26 protein-coding genes are annotated in these 20,448 nt (G+C 55.1%); all 26 read left to right on the plus strand.

The window, feature by feature from the left end; genetic code table 11:
• Positions 1-35 precede the first annotated feature (35 nt).
• Complete coding sequence (locus DY250_RS06615) at positions 36-323, plus strand: hypothetical protein (RefSeq protein WP_115611605.1); 288 nt, start codon at positions 36-38, stop codon at positions 321-323.
• Positions 324-335: 12 nt separating this feature from the next.
• Complete coding sequence (locus tag DY250_RS13695) at positions 336-680, plus strand: hypothetical protein (RefSeq protein ID WP_147293474.1); 345 nt, start codon at positions 336-338, stop codon at positions 678-680.
• A complete protein-coding gene (locus DY250_RS06620; RefSeq protein WP_115611606.1) occupies positions 643-1,083 on the plus strand; it encodes a hypothetical protein in 441 nt (146 codons plus the stop codon). The genes DY250_RS13695 and DY250_RS06620 overlap by 38 nt, the downstream gene beginning before the upstream one ends.
• A gap of 4 nt (positions 1,084-1,087) precedes the next feature.
• Positions 1,088-1,603 (plus strand): hypothetical protein, encoded by a 516-nt coding sequence (locus DY250_RS06625; RefSeq protein ID WP_115611607.1) that lies wholly within the window; start codon positions 1,088-1,090, stop codon positions 1,601-1,603.
• 51 nt (positions 1,604-1,654) lie between these two features.
• Positions 1,655-2,335, plus strand: a complete 681-nt coding sequence (locus tag DY250_RS06630) for a hypothetical protein (protein WP_115611608.1) — start codon at positions 1,655-1,657, stop codon at positions 2,333-2,335.
• Positions 2,332-2,904 carry a hypothetical protein gene (locus DY250_RS06635; RefSeq protein WP_147293475.1) on the plus strand — a complete coding sequence of 191 codons (573 nt, stop codon included), beginning with the start codon at positions 2,332-2,334 and terminating at the stop codon, positions 2,902-2,904. The genes DY250_RS06630 and DY250_RS06635 overlap by 4 nt, the downstream gene beginning before the upstream one ends.
• Positions 2,901-5,315: a type I DNA topoisomerase gene (gene topA, locus DY250_RS06640; protein ID WP_115611610.1), complete on the plus strand. Its 2,415-nt coding sequence runs from the start codon at positions 2,901-2,903 to the stop codon at positions 5,313-5,315. The genes DY250_RS06635 and topA overlap by 4 nt, the downstream gene beginning before the upstream one ends.
• 29 nt (positions 5,316-5,344) lie before the next feature.
• Positions 5,345-6,019, plus strand: a complete 675-nt coding sequence (locus DY250_RS06645) for a hypothetical protein (RefSeq protein WP_115611611.1) — start codon at positions 5,345-5,347, stop codon at positions 6,017-6,019.
• A 789-nt stretch (positions 6,020-6,808) separates the two neighbouring features.
• Positions 6,809-7,708, plus strand: coding sequence for a DUF3825 domain-containing protein (locus DY250_RS06655; RefSeq protein ID WP_115611613.1), 900 nt, complete (start codon positions 6,809-6,811; stop codon positions 7,706-7,708).
• 51 nt (positions 7,709-7,759) lie between these two features.
• A complete protein-coding gene (locus DY250_RS06660) occupies positions 7,760-8,029 on the plus strand; it encodes a hypothetical protein (protein ID WP_115611614.1) in 270 nt (89 codons plus the stop codon).
• Between the two features lie 36 nt (positions 8,030-8,065).
• The gene (locus DY250_RS06665; protein WP_115611615.1) at positions 8,066-8,503 is read left to right on the plus strand and encodes a hypothetical protein; all 438 of its coding nucleotides are present in this window, start codon (positions 8,066-8,068) and stop codon (positions 8,501-8,503) included.
• Between the two features lie 11 nt (positions 8,504-8,514).
• The gene (locus tag DY250_RS06670; RefSeq protein WP_115611616.1) at positions 8,515-9,024 is read left to right on the plus strand and encodes a single-stranded DNA-binding protein; all 510 of its coding nucleotides are present in this window, start codon (positions 8,515-8,517) and stop codon (positions 9,022-9,024) included.
• A 9-nt stretch (positions 9,025-9,033) separates the two neighbouring features.
• Positions 9,034-9,879, plus strand: coding sequence for a DUF1828 domain-containing protein (locus tag DY250_RS06675; protein WP_115611617.1), 846 nt, complete (start codon positions 9,034-9,036; stop codon positions 9,877-9,879).
• Positions 9,876-10,172, plus strand: coding sequence for a hypothetical protein (locus tag DY250_RS06680; protein ID WP_115611618.1), 297 nt, complete (start codon positions 9,876-9,878; stop codon positions 10,170-10,172). The genes DY250_RS06675 and DY250_RS06680 overlap by 4 nt, the downstream gene beginning before the upstream one ends.
• A gap of 48 nt (positions 10,173-10,220) precedes the next feature.
• On the plus strand, positions 10,221-11,195 hold the full coding sequence (locus DY250_RS06685; RefSeq protein WP_115611619.1) for a GIN domain-containing protein: 975 nt from the start codon (positions 10,221-10,223) through the stop codon (positions 11,193-11,195).
• Positions 11,192-12,403, plus strand: a complete 1,212-nt coding sequence (locus DY250_RS06690; RefSeq protein ID WP_115611620.1) for a hypothetical protein — start codon at positions 11,192-11,194, stop codon at positions 12,401-12,403. Before DY250_RS06685 ends, DY250_RS06690 begins: the two co-directional genes overlap by 4 nt.
• Complete coding sequence (locus tag DY250_RS06695; RefSeq protein WP_115611621.1) at positions 12,400-12,738, plus strand: hypothetical protein; 339 nt, start codon at positions 12,400-12,402, stop codon at positions 12,736-12,738. The genes DY250_RS06690 and DY250_RS06695 overlap by 4 nt, the downstream gene beginning before the upstream one ends.
• Before the next feature lie 14 nt (positions 12,739-12,752).
• A complete protein-coding gene (locus DY250_RS06700; RefSeq protein WP_115611622.1) occupies positions 12,753-13,676 on the plus strand; it encodes a DNA-methyltransferase in 924 nt (307 codons plus the stop codon).
• 20 nt (positions 13,677-13,696) lie between these two features.
• A complete protein-coding gene (locus DY250_RS06705; protein ID WP_115611623.1) occupies positions 13,697-13,969 on the plus strand; it encodes a hypothetical protein in 273 nt (90 codons plus the stop codon).
• A gap of 30 nt (positions 13,970-13,999) precedes the next feature.
• Entirely contained in the window at positions 14,000-15,052 is a 1,053-nt protein-coding gene (locus DY250_RS06710) for an AAA family ATPase (protein WP_115611624.1), read from the plus strand.
• Positions 15,053-15,195: 143 nt separating this feature from the next.
• The gene (locus DY250_RS06715; RefSeq protein ID WP_147293476.1) at positions 15,196-16,044 is read left to right on the plus strand and encodes a hypothetical protein; all 849 of its coding nucleotides are present in this window, start codon (positions 15,196-15,198) and stop codon (positions 16,042-16,044) included.
• A gap of 418 nt (positions 16,045-16,462) precedes the next feature.
• The gene (locus tag DY250_RS06720) at positions 16,463-16,735 is read left to right on the plus strand and encodes a hypothetical protein (RefSeq protein WP_115611626.1); all 273 of its coding nucleotides are present in this window, start codon (positions 16,463-16,465) and stop codon (positions 16,733-16,735) included.
• Positions 16,732-17,376 carry an AcaB family transcriptional regulator gene (locus tag DY250_RS06725; RefSeq protein WP_115611627.1) on the plus strand — a complete coding sequence of 215 codons (645 nt, stop codon included), beginning with the start codon at positions 16,732-16,734 and terminating at the stop codon, positions 17,374-17,376. The genes DY250_RS06720 and DY250_RS06725 overlap by 4 nt, the downstream gene beginning before the upstream one ends.
• Positions 17,377-17,517: 141 nt before the next feature.
• A complete protein-coding gene (locus tag DY250_RS06730; protein WP_115611628.1) occupies positions 17,518-17,961 on the plus strand; it encodes a hypothetical protein in 444 nt (147 codons plus the stop codon).
• 28 nt (positions 17,962-17,989) lie between these two features.
• Positions 17,990-19,309 (plus strand): VWA domain-containing protein, encoded by a 1,320-nt coding sequence (locus DY250_RS06735; RefSeq protein ID WP_115611629.1) that lies wholly within the window; start codon positions 17,990-17,992, stop codon positions 19,307-19,309.
• A gap of 656 nt (positions 19,310-19,965) precedes the next feature.
• Positions 19,966-20,403, plus strand: a complete 438-nt coding sequence (locus DY250_RS06740; protein ID WP_115611630.1) for a hypothetical protein — start codon at positions 19,966-19,968, stop codon at positions 20,401-20,403.
• Positions 20,404-20,448: the final 45 nt, after the last annotated feature.

Here is a 20,448-nt window from a genome sequence, read left to right on the forward strand (position 1 = left end):
ACGATATCGCTAGCCATCGAGATGGGAGAAATCAAATGAAAAAATCAGAGAGAATTGCGGCTTTTTTGATTTTTATAGGGACAGTATTTTTTGTTATGTTTACAAATTTTGTAATGCTGATTCTTCCCGTTATTTGGATGTACGAACAGCGAGGAGCCTCCATGCTGTTTTTTGTAGCTGCAATAGGCTATGTACAGGTAATGTTAATATTGTTGCTGGGGTTAATAGGGATGGAAATATGTGCCATAAAAGAAACCTATGATATGTGGCGCTCAAATGAGCCCGAAATCTTTGCCAGATTTAAGGAAGAATTTAAGCAATAAATCCCAAGTAATATGAAAACCCATCACCCCTACCGCCGCAAAAGGGCAACCCCGGTTATCCGTTATCCGCAGGCTGTTTGGCATCCCTTGCCGCAATGCCCGGGCTGCCGTTATGAGACCTATCTCCGGGGACCCTATGGCGAGACGCTGGTACTTGTTGGTTACCGCTATGGGCGCTGTGTCTATGAAGGGGAGGCATCCGCCCTGAACTGGATGGGTCAGGATGATGATACCGCGTTTTATGCTGAGGAAGCATTGCTGGCTGAATTCTTGGAGCAGGTCATTCAAGCATGCCGTCTCAACATCCGGAATACAAATAATGAGAGAGGAACATATGGTTACGGCTACTGTTATTGAAATATTAAAATTTTGCGGTATTTATACATTATCTTTAGTAATGATATTTCTGGTGGTTACAGCATATATTAATTGCTATACATTCCTGCTTGATAATTTTGATAAAGTTGTCGTAAAAAAGAAAGAACAGTATTTAGAATCGGTAATAGGGAAATTTCTTTATTTCAATCTTCGTTATGTTATTTTGCCTTTTCTCATAATATTCCATAATATTGGTGTGGTAGTTCTGTTGTGGGAAGCCGTTCCGGTGATAGTGGCACGAGTTTGGCAAAATCCGTTAGATGGGGAAAGTGTTTTTATGCTTTGTCTCTATATTGGGATTTCTATTAGCGCGGTTTGTGGAGATATGATTCTTGTAAAACGTCGGCAACAGGTTATGCAGCTATTATGGGGCAAGGAGTAAAACCATGCATAACTTACTATCTATCGTTGTCATTATTTTAGCTATTATTTCTATTGGTTTTATTATTAAGTGCTGTATATCAGTATTACGTTTGATTCGACAAGAGGGGAATGCCCATCTTGGGGGTTATATAAAGCCCATACTTCTTTCTTCAGCCTATGCCCTGGTCATCTTGGCCTTCGCAGGTGTTATTACCACGGGAGGCAGTAACCTGAGTAGGGAGGAGAAAGATTGGCAACACTATATCCAGCAGCATCATTGCGAGTTTGTCGAAGCGACGCAAACGGAAGCCGGATTACCTCTGAGCACATGGCGTTGCGATAATGGCGAACATAAAGTCAATATTGCAACCCATGCCACCGATAACGGTGTATTGGTTGGCAAGAATATTGATCATTCCCGTCCGTTTTTCAATCTTGTCACGGTTCTTTGCTTCTTGATTGCATTGCTATATGTCGCGATTATTGTCATAGAGCAATTGATTAAAGTTTTTCGCAAAAACAATACCGAGCATCCATAAAGTCCATCAGCGCTTCCACACGTCAACACCTTTAAACCGAAGGAAATCACCATGACCCAAACATCCGAATCTCCCAAAATCTACCGCATGCCGATGGCCGGCGAATATCTGCACGATCTGCTCTCTACCGTCGATCCGACGTTCCGGCCCGAAGAAGTGCTTACCCTGACGGTGGCGCGTATTGATGCGCTATCAGCGGAAGCGCAAGAAAGATTACTGGCCCTTGCCGGTGAGAGCCTACGTGAGGTAGCGGCCAATATAAGCTATGAAAAACAGACCCTGGCAATTTGCCGGGAAGAACGCTTGCAGCTGCAAGGCACCACCAAAGCGTTGGGGCAACGGAAAGAACATCTCAAAAACGCCATCGATGCTTCCCTGCCCGATCTACTGGATGACGAGCCATTTGAACAGTTTTTGCGGAAGATGGAAGAAGATCCCGAGCACGTGTTTCCCCAAGAGCTAACACAGTCTATCAAGAATGAATGGGGGGATTTATCCGAACTCTCCGATGATTTTAACAAGCGGGCCGCTGCATACCTGCGCATTGAGCAGCAGAAGGAAGAGGACCTACTCGATCTCCAGCAGCATTTCGCGCAACTCAAGTGGCTGGTTTTCGTCCTGAAAACCCACCAGAGGCGGATGCAGCCGGATTATCAGGGCACTGAAGAGGAATCGCTGTTGTCGCTGTCAATACCGTTGCCGACAGAACCATTCACCTGTGAAGATTCATGATGAATACCTTATTGCCTGTTTCAGTCATAATTGCCGGTATTGCAAGCCTCATCCTCAATCTGTTGATAGTGCCTGCCATCCTTAAGCCGATTCGCCACCGCTTAATGATGGATTCGCCGCTATCAGAAGAACCGCCCGATATCAAACGCTACCTTCGTGCCTCGATCATAATCATCCTGTGTGTACCAGTGGTGATTGGTCCCCTGCTGTATGTCGTACATGGCGACAACTTTTTGGGCAAACAAGAACGGCAGTGGCAAGCCTATGTAGAGCAACAGCATTGTAAGTTTGTGTCTGAGGAAACCATAGGCAATGCTGTGCCACTGACTACCTGGCAGTGTCATGATGGCCTACATCAGGTCAATGTTGCCGTCCACCAAACGAAACAGGGCATAGCCGTCGGCGGTGATATCACCCTGTTGCGCCGTATTTGTTATGTATTAAGTGCTATTTATCTCTTGGTCGCAGTGGGAGAAATACTCCTGACCATGCGGCAGTATTATCTGTATAAACGGCTGTGGCGACAGATGCGAACCAATCATACAGAAGGGCAAGAAAAACTGTCATGACCCGTCTATTGATCGTGGAATCCCCGAATAAGGTCAAGCACATCGAGCATCACCTTGGTGACGGCTGGCAGGTCGCTGCCTCTGCCGGCCATGTGCGAGACCTGCCTCAGAATGAAATGGGCGTTGCCGGTCCGGACTACTGGCCGCAGTACGTGAATACCGATCGTGGCGGTGCAGTCATCGCCCGGCTGCGCAAGCTGGCACAGTCAGCCACCGAAGTGTGGCTGGCAACCGACCCCGATCGCGAAGGCGAGGCGATCGCCTGGCATCTGGCGCAGGTGTTAGGCAAGGAGCACGTCTACAAGCGGGTCACCTTCAACGAGATCAGCAAAACCGCCATCCACAAGGCCATCGCCGCGCCACGGCAAATTGACCGCTGCCTCTTTCTCGCCCAACAGGGGCGGCGTGTGCTTGACCGTCTCTACGGCTACAAGGTCTCGCCGGCGCTCGGCAACAAACTCGGCCAGCATGGTCTTTCCGCCGGACGGGTACAGTCCGTCGCTTTGCGTCTCGTTGTTGAGCGCGAAGAGACCATCCGCAATTTCCAGAAAGTGAAGCATTTCGGGGTGCTGTTGTCGTTTGCCTCTAGCAACGGCAGCCCGGATAACGGGCAATGGAGCGCCCGTTGGACACCCCCGCTCACCGTCCGACCGGGCAAGGATGCCCATCTATCCCCGGCGGACAATGCCGACGAAACCCCACTGGTCACCGACCGCGCCATTGCCGAGGCAGTGCTGGCAGCGGCACGGCAAGGGGTGGTCGTGACCGACTTCGCCGAAAAGACCCAGGCGCGCAAACCGCCGCCGCCCTTTACCACCTCGACCCTGCAACAGGCCGCCTCGGTGCAGCTGCACCTGGGCGTCAATGCCACCATGCAGGCGGCGCAGGCCCTCTTCGAAGCAGGGTTGATTACTTACCACCGCACCGACAACCCCAACCTCTCTGATGACGGAATACAGGCCGTGTGGGCGCTGCTGCGGCAGCGCGGCCAGGACGCCTACATTCCCGAGAAACCCAATACCTGGAAAGCCAAAGACGGCGCACAAGAGGCGCACGAAGCCATCCGTCCCACCGATTTCAGCCTTTACAAAGGCGCAGACTGCGCAGAACGTGGCGTCAATGCCATGCAGATCCAGCTCTACCAGCTCATCTGGCGGCGAGCCGTCGCTTCACAAATGAAGGCCGCCCAATTCAAGGTGCGCAGCGCTACGCTCGTCACCACAGCGCCGGTCGCCGCCCTTGATGCCGTGGCCGTCCCGGCGGACGGCGTACCGGGACAACAGCAAGTCACCTTCACCGCGCGCGGCCAGGAGATGATCTTTGCCGGCTGGATGCGCCTTGCCCAGGGCGGTGACGAAACCGGCGAGAAAAAAATCGAGGGTGAAGAGGATGCCTCCGGCTTGTTGCCGCTGCTGCGTGTCGGTGACCACCATACCCCACAGGATGGCCGTGTCCTTGAGCTTGAGACCAAGCCACCGGGCCGCTTCAGTGAAGCCGGATTGGTGAAAAAACTGGAAGCCGAAGGCATCGGCCGCCCGGCGACCTACGCAGCCATCATCGGCACCTTGACCGGCAAAGGCTATGTCGAGACGGTCAACCGTTTCTTCGTCCCGTCTGCACTCGGCGAGGCCATCGTCAATGGCCTGCGCAACCGCTTCGACTTCATGGAGGTCGGTTACACCAAGGGGATGGAAGACGAGCTGGATGCCATCGCCGCCGGGAAGGCTGACTATCAGCAGGTGGTCGCCCACTATGACCAGGCCCTGGACGGTCAGCTGGCGCAGTTCACGCAGGTCGATCTGCCGCGCTTCGCCGGTGCCGGGACGGAGGACAGCGCCACCTATCCCTGCCCTGACTGTGGTGATGGCGTATTGCGCCGCCTCAAGAGCAAAGCCGGCTTCTTCTGGGGATGCAGCAACTACAACCGTGAGGGGAATCCCTGCAAGGCGACTTTTCCGGACAACAAGGGCAAGCCCGGACAGCGCCCGGAGCAAAGCCACGATCATCCTTGTCCAGCCTGCGGTAAGGGCTACCTGCAACGGCGCGCCGGCAAGAAACCAGGAACTTACTGGTGGGGTTGCAACGCCTACCCCGCATGCAAACACACTGCCCCGGATAACGACGGCAAACCGGGGGTATGGGGTGATAAACCTGCTTCAGGGCAAGCGTCGAGCAAACCTGCAACAGGCAAGCCGTCCGGCAAACCTGGGACAGGCACCAAAACAGCCAATAACCGTAGAGGGAGCAGTACGGCATTTAGCGGGGGTGGATACCGCTGTCCGGATTGCGGGGGCGAACTGGTGCAGCGCTCAGGCAGCAAAGGGGTGTTCTGGGGGTGCAAAAACTATCCCAAGTGCAAACACACCGAGCCGGACGCGCACGGTGAGCCCCGTTTCGCGGCAACAGAATAAGATTAATAGCAACAGACGAGGAAAATATCATGAAAATTGATAGAAACAGCACAAAGTATAACAAGGTGATGAATAGTCATGCCTTGGACGTGCCTTTGGGATTATTGCCGGAGGCAATAGCCAAACGTGAAAAAGAGAATAAATCCACGATATGGCATACGACGTTTATAGTCGCTGTCTTTCTAATTATGTTTCTTGCCTTCTTCTTGGGGGCGGAACATTTTGATAAAAATGACCCTGTTTTAGTCTATGGACTAATAATTCTCTTTTCCATAAGTATGCTATTGTTTCTAGCTTATATGACTTGGGATGACTGGCTGGAAAATCGCATATACAAGGATATCGTGCCCCAGATTGGCAACTGGCAACAATTCCGGGAAACGTATCACCTGCAATGCCGACGTGAATATTGTTGCGGAGAGCAGCACGAACACGAAAAAGAAAACTGCAGGTGCTACCAGGTGATCTGCGGTTTCTACGCACACACGGCACAGACCGGCAAAGAGGAGGTAGAGGAGTTTATCGAACTTGGTCGTGGCGGATCACGAGCACTGGCTATCAAACGGGCCAAAATGCGCATTGATAACTGGCGTGCCGAAGACAAAATAGAGAGACTTTACGCTGAACAATTCGAAACCTTTGTTTTGCGCAAGTTGCGTGAGCAGGCTGCGAATCAGAAAAATATCCAGGTGTTGGTAGACTAAGGGGAATCGGGATGGATATTATTGTTTGCCTAATATTATTTATCCTGGCGTACTGGTTTGCACCTACCATAGGTGCAGCGCTTTCCACGTTGCAGATTGCTTACCCGGGATTGCTATTAATGGCTATTGCTTTCATATTCACGATAGTTATGTTCATTATCTGTAGCAAAGAAATCAGGAACGAAAGAAATAAAGGGGATAATGGCAGCCAAGCAGGAATAAAAATACTGTATCTGTGCGAGTATGGCAGTGTAGGATTATTTCTGATATCTGCCATTCGGGCACTATGGCTAAACTACTCATAATCAAAATATGGGCTTTAGAAGATAGGGTAAAATACACGAGAAATAGGGAGGCAAAAAATGTCTGATCTCATTTCAATCTTGCTTTTGGGACTATTCACTGGAATACTCCTCAGTCTTCTACCAATGGATCCTGACTTGGCCAAGGACGTTAGGATAGTTATTTTTCTTGGCAGTGCATCGTTAATTTTAAGCATGTGCGTTTATCTATTATGCTGTTTATATAAAGGAAGGATACGGGCATGGCTGAAGAGAAGGAAGAGAAGGCAGATAATGAACCGCTTGCTCAGAAAATTTAAATTCAAGTAAGCACCATAGTCATGAACTTACTTACTATATCGCTGTGAAAAGAGATTGGGGAGGTAAAGTTCATCAGCTGGAGGTAAAGCGCGAATATTGACAGAGAATACATAGCCCTTAAAACCTATCACGACCATAGCAATCCAAAACAAGATAAATATTTCTTTTCAACATTACTTATATTCCCATGCGAACCTATACGAGTTTATTTACCCGCTTCCCGGACCAAAACAAGGCGGAGGTCTTTGCCCATTTTCACTGGAAAAGCCACGAGGGCGAGACCTGGCAGGCGCCTTTCGCGCATTTGGCGGAATTGGCCGCACCGGAGCCTTGGGGCTTCGGTGGCGGTGATACCCATAAAAGCCGTGACTATCCCATTCTGACCAACTACCTGAACCACACGTTTTTGCGCGTTCAGGCACAAGACAAAATCAATTATAGCCCCGACAAACGTAGATCCTGTTTCAACACCGGCTTGCAGACCAAAGAGGGGAACGACATTTATGCCACCTTCTACTGGAGTGATATGGCGGTTGCCTTGAACCGCACCGATTGGGTATGGCATGGCTTCTATCCCGCCCATTCTGACAAATTACGTGAATTCGAGCCGTTGCCGGATATTGCCACCTACATCGACGACCCCAGCAGTTTGGTCTTTGATGACCGCTACGAATTCGAGATCGACAAGCGCCACATTCTGGAAGATAACCGCGAGCGCTTGCCGCTCATTCTGCAAGACAACCTGATCCTGGCCCTGAGTGCCCTGGACGGTGCCGTGAGCATGCTGCAATCCCGGCTGCGCCGGGACTGCATGCTGGCTACCCCGCATTGGTACAACAATCAGGTGCAGCTGCTCATGCCGCTGTGCATCACCAGGACCGATACCCCCGACACTGTACTGGTGGCCGAACGGGATGACGAGCGGCGCAAGTACATCGTCAAAACCATCCTTACGCCGCAGATGGCCTACATCAATGCCCGCGTCCTGCGTGTTCTGCATCGACCCTGGCTGCAAGGCATTCCCATGCAGCAGGTGGATGCGCCGCTCGAATCGGTACTTAATCCGCTTAATCGCGTTAGCCAATAAAAAATACCCTGAATGTAGAGTTGCCCATTTCAAAAAAATTAGGAAATAAATATGAATGATCCCTCTTTTCTTGCAACAACCGCCCTTTGCGGAATACTGCTTGTCATTTCTATATTTCTAGGTGACTATTCACCGGATCTTTTATTGAGTATCACGAAAGGCTTAACTATCCTCTTTATCCCGGTAATTTTATCTGTTGCTTTTTTACCGCGAATCTTGGAATCGTTCCATGAAAAAAATAAGCAGAAGAAAGAAGCTAATAATACTAATAAAGCAGATCAGGTAACAGACAAAAGAATATCAACAATAGAGAAAATCTGATCTTTCAGATCTTGATGCTAGAAGAGAGAAAGGGAGATGAAAACTGATAGAGAAAATAACATAGCACTGGCACAGCAAATTGCCGAACACGGTAATTGCAGGGTAAACCGAATTATCCATCTTGCGACATTGGCTGCTTCTTGTAATGAAGAGATCATGGAGGATTTTTGTAACTGCATTGTCTACCACATCCCTAATGACCTGGCCGAACACCGGTTGCCTTATGTGCGCGAATTTTATGAACAGGTCTCACAACTGATTGCGGAGGTCGGCATGATGGATAGTGATGCTTATCAACAAGTCAGTGAGATATTGCTTGAGACCGGTACCTGTGGCTATTTGTTGGAGGCGGCACGACCGATGAAGGATTCTTGGGGTTGTAACCAAATTGGGTACTTTTACGCGGAAACCTATGCAGCAGTGCTGGAAGAGGCTCGGGGATGGGCAGAAAGCGAAGTAGAAGCAGAAGAATAGGGGAAAGATAAATGACCACACGCGGCATAAATCGGGCAACCGTTTTGGGTTATCTGGGCAAGGATCCTCATATTACCACCACCGTCAATGGCGGTTTGCGGGCACACATATCCATTGCCACCACCGAAACGTGGCAGAACGAGAACGACGAAACAGTCGAACGCACCGATTGGCATCAGATTGTGGCCTTCGGTCGGTTCGCCGAAGTTATCCGTGACCACTGTCAAAAACGCACAAAACTGTACGTTGAAGGACCCATGCAAACCAGGCAATGGATCGATGGAGACGGGATGAAGCATTTCCGCACCGAAATCATCGCCCACAATATCCAGTTTGTCGCCAATGCCGGTGGTGAACGTTTTCCACCGCCATGGGGCGAAAAACAGGATTCTTCCGAAAATCCGGGTGAGCAGTCTGATGCTGTAGATGCTGTACCTGACGAGATACCGCCCATGGATGACCTACTGCAACCGAATGAACCTTTTGCCTATGACGATATCAACCCCGACACACGAAACTGAGGTGAACCCATGGAAATGACCATGATCGGACCACGCAACCTTACCCCGGCCGAGAGGGAAGAAATGGAAAACATCGCGGCAGAAAGCCAAACTGCCCCGGATAGCGAATACCGCTACTTTGTCCATAACCCGCTGGATAAGACAACGCTTTACTACCGCAGCGAAGCGCTGCAACAACGGGCCGCTGCCGCCATCCTCCGCTCCTGTTGCGTCGATGGTGATTGGGACGAGGCGGCCGTCGCGCAAATCGCCGTGGGTGTCGTCACCCACTCACCGCAGCGCGTGCTGCTGCAAACCGAACCGCAGCCGGCGGATTACGCCGACGCCTCCGCCTACACCCAAGCGCATGATGCCTGGGAAGAAGACTGCGACGCCAACGGCGAAGTGTGGACTTACCGCATGCTGCCGCTGGCCGCACCGGGCGCAGGACAAGAAAGCCGGGCGGACGCCATCGGTGTCCTCAAGGCGGCTGTTTGGCGACAGATAGCGACAGAGACCCGTTACGAGGCAGCGTCCAACGGCTGGGTACGGGCTACCCTGCCTTTTTGTGACCGGCACGGCGACCAGTTGCAATACTTTTTCCGCCATGAGGGCGAGACCTATCAGCTCAGTGATGACGGTGCCCTTGTCTGCGACCTGCAGGCCGGCGGTCAACTGCCGACGGATGCCGGGAGCTGGCGACAGTCACTGGCGGCGAGGCTGGCCGTTTTTGGGGTGGAGCTCAACGGCGATGCGCTCTACATGCGCTGCAATGCCGGGCAGTTTTCGCACAAATTTGGTGATTACCTGCATGCCCTGCTGGTTGTTGCCGACCCGGCATTTACCTTTACATCTGAAACGGAGGAACAACCATGACCCTAACCCTTGATGATCTGGAAATCCTTGCATGGAGAGTGATCGGTTTTGACCAAGCCTCCGCTGTTAACATGTGGGAAGAGCGCAATGACCGCAACGCTGAAATGGGATGGGATTTAGACGGCGCGCTGGAAAAACGGTTCGGCTGTGACTTCTCCGGGTTTTGCAATCTGGTCGAAAAACTGCTGCCGCTGATGCCGCTGCTGCCGGATGACAGGGACGGCCGCCAGCATCACGCTTTCCCGGTGGATAGTGCCGTCATCGTCAGAGCAGCCACCGATAGCGCGGATTGACGCAACACAAACCACCATTTACCCAACCCTATAACGAGGAAGAACCCCATGGGATTATTTGACCGCTTCAGCCGTCGGACGGCAGAGCCAACCCCCACCACCGCCAAGACAGCAACATTGGCACCTTTTACCTGTCTCGTCATCGATGGCAGGGTGCAGGTGCAACTCATCGAAAGTCCCGAAAGCTGCATCAGCAGTGATGACGGCGATGCATCTTCCCTCTGTTGGCACGACGTTGACACGTTGCATGTCGGTGGTAACAGGGAGGGTACAGTCGTAGTCGGCGGCAACATTATCAACAACATCCATGGCAGCTTTATTGGCTCAATCACGCAAAGCAGACACCTTAAGCTTTCCGATGTTCCTGAGGGACACTCGGTAAGCGTCAGCAGCAACGGACAGGTGATGATTGACGGGCGAGTGGTGAGTAAGACCGGACAGTCGGTCAGTATCATCAATGGCCGGGTGATGGACGATGGCACAGGGATGGTCATACGGCCAAGAAGCTGTACCATCCGCACACCACAGTTGCCAAAGATTATAGTCAAAGCCGGCAGCCTGCATGTACAGGGCTTTGCCGGGCAAGCAATAGACTATTGCGTTGCCGGCAGCGGCAATATCCGTCATGACGAAGCGGACACGGCAACAGCCAAACTGAAAGTCTGCGGAAGCGGCGACGTACTGCTAGGATTGCACGGTTTCGGGCGGGGTAAAACAGAGTCGGAACTGCAGCAGCTCCATGCGCAGCTCTTCGGCAGCGGTGATATCCGTGTGTGTGGCCGGGCGAAAAGCGCCGACATCTCCCTGAGCGGCAGTGGCAGCATCCATCTCGGCGATTGCCCGGTGGCAGAGGCCAGGGTGTCGCTCTCAGGTTCCGGCGACATCCGTCTCAATGCAACCGACAGCGTCAGCGGTACCCTCATCGGCGACGGTCAGCTGGCCCTGATGCAGGAACCGCGCGAGCGGCAGCTGACAATACGAGGGTGCGTGGTCTATGTCATCAACCGGGAGGGAACCGCATGATTGTTATTGGTCACTTTTCCACCCTGCGCGGCGCAGGGCACAAACTGTACACCGGTCTTTCGGCTGCCACCACCGCCCTCCGCGAGCTGTGGCAGAGCACACCGTGGCGGCTGGGCTGGCGTGCTGTGGCTATCGGCATTACCGGTTACTGGGTGCTGCGTGCCGGGACGCTCACGGATCCGTTGCTGCAGGTGATGGCAAACACCCTGACCGTGCTGACCGGCTTGCTGTTGAGCGGTTCTGTCCTCGTGACCCTGCTGCGCATGCTGCTGTCCTTTGGCGTACGGAAGCAACCGTCGGCCGCTGCGCGGAGTTTTGACTGCACCGTGGCGCGCTCCGGCTTGTACTGGATACTGGACATCATCCTGTTCCTTTTCTCCGCTATCGTCCTCTTGCAGGCCGTCGGCCCGGTCGTCTTGCAGGCGGCGCGCGAATATCCGGAGAGAATGGCGGCAGCCGGTCTGGCCAGCGGAATATTTATCCTGCTCGTGCTCTCTGCCGTGATGCTGCTGCTGTTCCGGCGGCAAGACGCATTGCGCATCCGTCTGGAAGAGATGGTGCCAGAGGATGACCCTGTGGCGGCACGCCTCAAACAGCTGAAAACGGAACTCCGGGCTACCCATACTGCACCGCGCCCCTTCGAGCAGCAGCAGATGGCCGCCTACCTGGCCGGCCAAGTCTTGTGCTGCGCGGCGTTACCCCGGGTGCCGGCCCGGATCGATACCCGTATGTACAGCCCGGTGGATTGGGATTTCCTTGACGCAATGGCAGCCGGCATGGACAGTCTGCGCCGGTTGCGTGAGCTGGAAGATTGGCTGCTCCTGTGTCTGCTGGCCGGAGGTGCGGCCGATATCCGCCTTCGCGACAGCCTCAGCCGTCCTCTGGTCCGCCAGGCCGCCGACGATAATGCCCGTTGGCAGGTCGCCATCCGCGATTATCTCGCCTTTTACTACCGCCAGACTTACTTCCCCAACCCGCGAAACGCCGTCGAAGCAATGTGGGCCGAACAAATTGATACTATCGTTGATATCCTGCATGGGCAGCAAATGGGCATCGTCACGAGTTTCGTAAACCAAAACGAAACGGTATTGCGCGAACTTGCAACGCTCATCCGCAGCAAAAGCGTCCTGAGCCGTGACGACCTGCAGCCCTTCTTCGCCCGGGTCACCTTCCCGGACCATTTTCCGCGCCCGGGCGGTGTCGTATGAAAATGCTTGCCGTACTACGTCGCCTTGGCCGGCACATATTTGCCCAGCCAGGCACTCCCATACCCACTGGAGAAGTACGACCGGCACAGCTGGCAAATTTTCCGGAAGGGGTGGCGTCTGAGAGGGTCAACATCACGGCTGGCGATATAGACGGTCTCGCCACCGCCCTGGATGCCCTGCCGACAGATTGGAACACGGATACCCATGGTCACAAATATATTGAAACACAAGAGAACGGCATCTCTCACCGCTATGTGATCGGGACGGTGTGCAAAGGCAAAAGCCGCATAAACGTCCTCCAAGAGCCGGCAAGGCTAGGGGATGACACAAACTGAGTGGAGACACCGCCATGTTCGATAGCCGCCTCATCATCGGGGATTGCCGTAGCGTACTGCCGCAACTGGCAGCCGACGGACTGCGTGTGCAGACCTGCATTACCTCGCCGCCGTATTATCGCTTGCGCGACTACGGCATGCCGGGGCAGATCGGCTGTGAGAGCTGCATGGCGGACTACCTGGATGCCCTGGTCGGGGTATTCCGCCTGGTGCGTGAGGTGCTGGCCGATGACGGCACCCTGTGGCTCAACCTTGGCGACAGCTATGCCGCGCGTGGCGGCGACCTGCGCGCCAAGAACCTGCTCGGTATCCCGTGGCGGCTCGCCCTGGCCTTGCAGGATGACGGCTGGTATCTGCGCCAGGACATCATCTGGCACAAGACCAACCCCCTGCCCGAGCCGGTCACCGACCGCTGCGTCGGGGCGCACGAGTATCTCTTCTTGCTCGCCAAACAACCGCGCTATTACTTTGATCACCGCGCGATTCAAGAACCCTCACTGACCTATCCACAGAGCAAAGACAGTCGCCGCAACGACTTTGCCCGGGCAGAGGGCAAACGGGCACAGGTGGTACTGCCCGGGCGCGGTGTGGCACCGCAACACCGTGCCGACCGGCTGCCGACCGCCGTCAAGCCGGAGCGCAACAAGCGTGACGTGTGGTCGCTCGCCACCCGTCCGACTGGGCATGCGCACGTGGCGGCGATGCCGACTACCCTGGTCGAACCCTGCATCCTCGCCGGCAGCCGCCCGGGCGATATCGTCCTTGATCCCTTTTCCGGTTCCGGCACCGTCATTGATGTCGCCAACCGCCTCGAACGCGAATGGCTGGCGATCGAGATCGATCCTGCCTTTGCGCCGCTGCACGAAGATCGCACCGTACAGCGGCCATTGCCCTTGCTGCAAAGTCTTGCAGCAGAGAGCGGTCTTTCTTGTTCCTAAACCCAAACCGGGAGAAAACCATGCAAATTGAAAACCCTGAAACCGCAGCGCAGACCTCCGTCATTGACGATCAGCAAAAGCCCGTCGTGCCCCGTGACGAGGCCGAGATATGGATGAAAGAGTTCCGGCAGCGCCTCAACAATTACACGCCGGAACAAAGGCAGGCTTTCCTGCGCTTCCTTTCTGTCCGCGCATTTCGTGCGCAAGTGTGGGCAGCACAACTGGCCGGGCTGATGCCGGCTGACGAAGAGGAAGGCGCATCTGCCGATGCCGATTGCGGCGTGGATGAATAAGTAAGCAACCACAGCGACGGGGAGTACAAGATGCAAGCGGATGTGCTGGTGGAACTTGTCCGTCATGCAATGGGCGGAAACCAGCCTGCCATCCGGCAGTCAGTAGAGCGACTGATTGCCGATGAAGAACAGAGGGGACACCGCATCTTGGCCGAGCGCTTGCAGAAAGCCCTACAAGCGCCGCATACGCCGCCCCGAACGTCCCCATCGCCTTTCTCCGGGCAAGGCGGCGCTGCGTCGCAGAAAGCGCTCTATTACGAGACCCAACCCGCACGCCGACTCGACAGCCTGGTCCTTGCGCCCTACATCAGCGCGCAAATCCGCGAACTGGTGGAAGAGCAGCAACGGGTCGAGCTGCTGCACGCGCATAACCTCTGTGCCCGACATCGTGTCCTCCTGGCCGGGCCGCCGGGCAATGGCAAGACTTCCCTCGCGGAGGCCTTGGCCGGCGAGCTCGCCTATCCGCTTATCACCATCCGCTATGAGTCGCTGATGGGCAGCTATCTCGGCGAGACTTCGGGACGCTTGAAAAGCGTACTTGACTACGCGCGTACCCGACGCTGCGTCCTCTTTTTGGACGAGTTTGAAACGCTGGGCAAGGAACGCGGCGACAGCCGCGAAGTCGGCGAGATCAAACGCATTGTCAGCACCCTGCTGCTGCAACTGGATGCCATGCCGGACTACGTCGTCATCGTCGCCGCCAGTAACCATCCGGAAATGCTCGACCGTGCCGTATGGCGGCGTTTTCAATTGCGCCTCGAACTGCCGCTGCCGACAGAAGCGCAGCTGGCACATTTCATCCGGGTGATCAGCGACCGCTGCGAAGTGGGTTTCGGCGACACGGCAGAAGCCATCGCGGCGCAGCTCGCCGGCCTGAACTTTGCCGAGACGGAAGAATTTTGCCTAGACATCGTCCGCCGCATTGTGCTCGCCGGATCGGCTGCCGATCCCCGGGTCATCACGCGGTCGAAACTGGAACAGTGGCAGCAACGCTTGCAGCCGCTGACGGTAGAGACGGGAGTGGTACCCGTGCGCAAGCAGCGGCGACGTCGCGGGGCAACACAGGAGGCATTACCGATATGAGGCGGCGCGGCGATGCCGGACGCACCGGGGGCTACTAAACAGTCGCCACATCAATAACCAAGAACGAAGGCAACCAGTCCAGGAAAACCAAGGAGAGAATGTATATGTACTGTAACGATACCCACCAACGCCCTGCAGCCGCAATGAAGCCCCAGCTTCTCGCCTTGTTGCATCGACATCTCGGCAATATGACAGCGCTGTGCTGGGACAGCGAGCATACAGAGGAAGGCGATAATTTCATCCTTGAAGCGTGCAACAATGATTGGAACTGTCTCAACATTCAGCTCGAGATCCGCCCCTTATTGCCGGGATTTATCGGCGAAGTGGAAAAACTGTCGCATGGTGAGTGGCTGACGGTGCAAGTGTCTTCGGCACACGATGCCCTGTATCTTGTCAGCGGAATCATCGACGAATATCTCTTGGAGCGTGGCAGTACACGCAACGGCGTTCTTTATTTTTATCGGCCGCAGGAGGCTGCGCGTGCCATCTCCCGTTTGCGCGACAGTGGCAAATGGCTACTCTGCGGCAAGATGCCGGTGTTTAGCACAACAGAAGTTATCGAGGCGGATGCCCTGTATGACAACATCGTGGCTTGTGTCCGCGCTGATATACAGTGGCGTACAGACAGGCGGGAAGAAGAAGCGGTCGCCGGTGCGGAATGGCTGGACGACATCGAACGCGATTACCTGCACAGGCGAAAGCCCGGTATCCGTCTGTGGCAGACAACCAGACTGAGCACTGCCGCTTGCACCCATTACCTACGTTCGCTGGAAGAGGATAGCGCCGGTTTACCGTTTAGCGGCCGATGCTGCAGCCTTGAGGCTTTGATGGCCGACCTTAATGCAGCTGCGCCGACATTATCATTTGATTACCTGGATGAAGACACCAAAGACCAAGAGGCGGCACTAAGGGCCTTCGCCCAAGGAGTGCAGGAAAAACTGTTAGAAGTTATGCGGGAGGAGTTTGTCGCTTCGAGTGAGACCACGCGATGACAAGCAACGACATTCCGCCCCCAGATAAAATCTGGGCAACACAACTCCGCACGGCAGATGCAGTGGCAATACCGATACGGCGGGGTCTTTGTGGTACGGACACATGACGGACGCCACTCCGAAGAAACTGGTTACCGCCTACAACCGGGCGCTGCTGGCTGCGCCGGCTTCATCATGAATGGCCGGCCATCCGACGCCCGGCAGAAAGCAAGGATCACTGCCGCATGGGCGTTGCCGTACGTCGCAGGGAAGTGGGATCGCTTGCCAGGATTACTTTGTTTAAGTAATGTACAAGTCAAACTCCATCAACTCTTGAAAGGTCCGCATACGCGATCTCTGCCGGTTGTGGCAGAAGCCGCACAGCCTGCAAGGAGAACCATGACAGAATCTGTAATCCTTTTTTCCACGGAGCCCGGCTGTGGCGAACGCAAATACAGCGCACAGTAAAAAACTACGCGCCAAAACCGCCCGGGAGGCCAATCAGCGTCGTCTGGACGAGGGCGGGATGCGGATCAGCATCCTGCTTAATGCCGACGAGGCGCAGCGCTTCACGCCGCTTGTCAGCCGCGAAGGCGGGATCAAAAAGGCATTTTTAGCATTACTGGCACAGGCCGATATGCCGGAAACCGCCCCCGGCACACCGTCGCCGAAGGAGCCGGTTTCCACCGACAAGGAGGACTCACCACGATGAAATCCATTCTCGCCCGGCTGCGGACGTGGTTCGGCCAGCAGCCGTCACCACCGGCAGCAAACACGACAAACGAAGCTGCACCGGGTAAGCCGCGCAAGAGACCGCCCGGCGCGGCCGATTTGCAACTGCATAGCCGCGACGCGCAACAGCTGCTTGCCGGGCGCAAGGGCGGACGCGGCCGCATCGTCGGCCTTTACGCGTTTGCGAAAGAAGTGCGCGAACTGGAGCGGGTGGCCAGACAGGGCAATCGTCGGGCACGGGCAGTGCTGGATAGTATTGCCGCCGAAATCGCCGACATTGAGGATATCCTCGTTGAGGCACAGACACTTTTGCGGGACGACCTGGAACGGACAACCCGCATCAGCTTTGACCCCTACCGGGACAGCACGGCGCAGCCATTACAGTTTACCTTCCGCTCTGCCTACGCCTGGCAGGCGTTGCAGCTGATTGCCCGGTACGACGACATCCTCTGCCTCGCTATCCCTTACTACCGCGCCGGGCTGCTCGACAAAGCACGCTATCGCGAGTGCGTGCAGCTGGGGACCCATCTGCGCCGGCTGCTTGGGATGGCGGAAAAGAGGGCACCCCGCCACCGGGAGGGCATGCCAGCCCACGCCGACGAACCGACGGTATCCCCGTAACCACGCCGGACGCTTGCGCACAGTACTAGTGGTTTCTGGAGAGAACAGCAATCATCTATCTTCGTCTTTCGTTTTGCGGCTATCCATGCCACACTCTTATGGTTCTATTTCACCCGATGACCCACCGGAGATTGATTCGTCATGTCGACATTAATGTCCCTTTTGCTTCTCTTGCTGTCCATTTTTCTATTGACCGTCTTTAGCTATTTCATCTTCAATCCCTTTGCCCGGGTGCTGAAATCGCAATACAAGCTGAATCGCCTAGCCGATATCTGCCGATATGATGACCTCATCTGGGGCAAGCGGGATTTCCTCCGCTCTCTGAGCGCAGAGGAAGTCCGGCGGTTCCAGACGGATTTCCAAGTGAGCTTATTGCCCGTTGGTGATCAGGTGCTTTGCACCTGGCATGACGAGGAAGGTCGGCAGCATGTCCTGGCGCGTGGCGTCAGCGAAGAACGCGCGGTATCCAATGCCCGGTTCACGTTGGGGCAGTTAGGACTCAAGCATCGCCGCCTGGTGCAGCGTTTATTGGCAGCCCGGGCCTCCCGTGTTGAAATCCTGCAACAGTTGATGCAACGATCCTGACCTGACTGACACCCAACCGGGAGTTGATATGAGCCAAACCCTCATCCCCGGTGGCAACGCCGCCCTCAACAGCGACAACATCGTCATCCGCGTACGCAGCGGGGCGGACATTGATATTGCCGCCTACCGCCTTGCCAGCAACGGCAAGGTACGCGGCGACGGTGACATGATCTTCTACGGCCAGACGCAGTGCGATGACGGCAGTGTGTCCTACAGCGGTCACGAGCGCGAATCAACGCTGGCCGTTGACCTGGCGGCACAACCGGCGGTGATCGAGCGCATCGCTATTGCCTTCTCGGCGGCGCTGCCGTTGGCGCAGCTCGGCAGCTTGACGCTCTCGGTCGAGGCCGACGGACAAACCCAGCTGCAATGTCCGGTCGACGGCAGTGGCCGCCGCGAAACCGCGCTGATCCTTGGCGAGTGCTACCGCCGCAACGGGGTATGGAAATTCCGCTTTGTCGGCCAGGGTTTTAACGGCGGCCTCAAACCGCTGTCCGAGCACTACGGCGTGGAGATTGCCGATGATGCCGCCGCAGCGCCGGCACCGGCTGCTACAACGACCACGACACCACCTCTGGCCGCTGCCGTACCCACTGCCCCGACACTCAGCCTGGCCAAAGAACGGCAACAACGCTTGCTCGAGAAGGCGGAAAAAAAACAGCCGCGCATGGCCAAACTGATCAAACAGGCCGGTATCAGCCTGGAAAAACGCGGTCTGGCCGAAGCACGCTACCGGGTCTGCCTGGTGCTCGACATCAGTGCCAGCATGGATCAGGAGTACCTGAAGGGTACAGTGCAAAAACTGGCCGAACGTGCCCTGGCCCTGGCAGCACGGCTGAATGACGAAGGTGAGGTCAAGGTCTATCTCTTCGGGAAAAAGGCACACCGCAAGCCGCCGCTGTCGCTCGACAACGTGCGGCATTACATAGACGAATTGCGCATCCGGCTGGAGGGCAACACCCAATACCTGCTGCCGATGAAAATGGTGCGCGAAGATGCGACTGCGGCCGGGCATCAGTATCCGACACTGGTGCTGTTTATTACTGACGGGGCAACCGCAAACGAGGCGGCGGTAAAGCGCTTCATGATAGACGTTTCGGCAGAGCCGATTTTTTGGAAATTCATGGGCATCCGTCGGGGCAAAAGAGGCTTCTTCTCCCGGGACAACTTGGGTTTCCTCGAAGAACTCGATGATGTGGCCGGCCGAAGCATTGACAATGCCGATTTCTTTACCGTGGATGCCGGTGTCACTCTGCCGGATACCGAGCTGTTCGACCTCCTTGTGAATGAACTCGACAGCTGGCAACGGGCGGCGAAGAGGGCCGGAATTCTGCCTGGGACAGCTTGAGAAATTCGCTTTCCCTGTGACAGGGACGACCCGTTTCCCACATGCCCCAAAAGGAAAACACGCGATAATCCGCCACATTGTCAGTGGCGAACATGGCGAGGTGAGTAAGCCGGTGCTATACTCGAACTCACAGTTGGCGAACTGAAAACGCAAAGAGCCGGCGCGAACGCACAGCACCCACGGGTGTCAAACTCGTCTGTAACCCGGCAACGTCATCCTCGCGATGGCGTGACGACCCAATCCGGCAGCCATGCTGCCGTCATCATTCAACCCGCAGGGGAACGCCCCTAGCTGGGTCTTTCCGCTGCTTTTCCCTTTATGTTTTATAGGAGAATGCTTCGTACACGACAAAAAAGCCCCTCCCCCATTGGGGGAGGGGGTTGGGGAGAGGGTTTGATAAATCCGCGAAGCGACAAACCTGATAACCACGCCGCTTGACGAAGCATTGATATCCACTACTTCGGCGGGCGATGGATTTTTGTCGTGTACGAAGAGGAGAATGTAAAGCGTGGCTCTGCCACAGAATCCATCAATCCGTTTGCTTGCAATATTACTTTGCAGGCAGTAATATAAACACATCAGCACAGAGGCATCTTGCTGATACTGCAAAAAGACCTGCCTATAGGGGCGGTTAGTTAAGACTTAAGGAGTCGAACATGTCTAAATATCATATAACCCACTCTTGTGGGCATTCCCGGACCTACAACATTTGCGGGACAGATGTCCACGGAGAGAGGGGGCGTAAGGCCAAGTGGTATGCGTCACAGCCCTGCCCGGATTGCCGAAGGGCAGAGGAAAACGCCGCTGCGGCTCAATCAAACAGGGAGAAGGGACTTCCACAACTCGAAGGCTCCCCCAAGCAGATAGCTTGGGCGGAGACCATTCGCTGTGCTGCCGTCCAGGCAATGGACGCTTTTGGCAGCCAACTTGTTGACCCCGCTCAGATCGCGGGAGATTCCCAACGGCTCGCAACCTTGAGTCGCATCCATGCCCTTATCGCCGAAACCAAAGCAATTACTTCAGCCGCTTGGTGGATAGATCACCAGGCTGACGGTTTTGGTCAGTCTTGGGTTTGCCGCAAGCTGGATATCTAAATTTGCCCTCGCCGCCCGCGAGGGCGGCTCCTAACAATAGGAGAC

The sequence above is a fragment of the Cardiobacterium valvarum genome (assembly GCF_900460955.1).
Classification (GTDB): domain Bacteria; phylum Pseudomonadota; class Gammaproteobacteria; order Cardiobacteriales; family Cardiobacteriaceae; genus Cardiobacterium; species Cardiobacterium valvarum.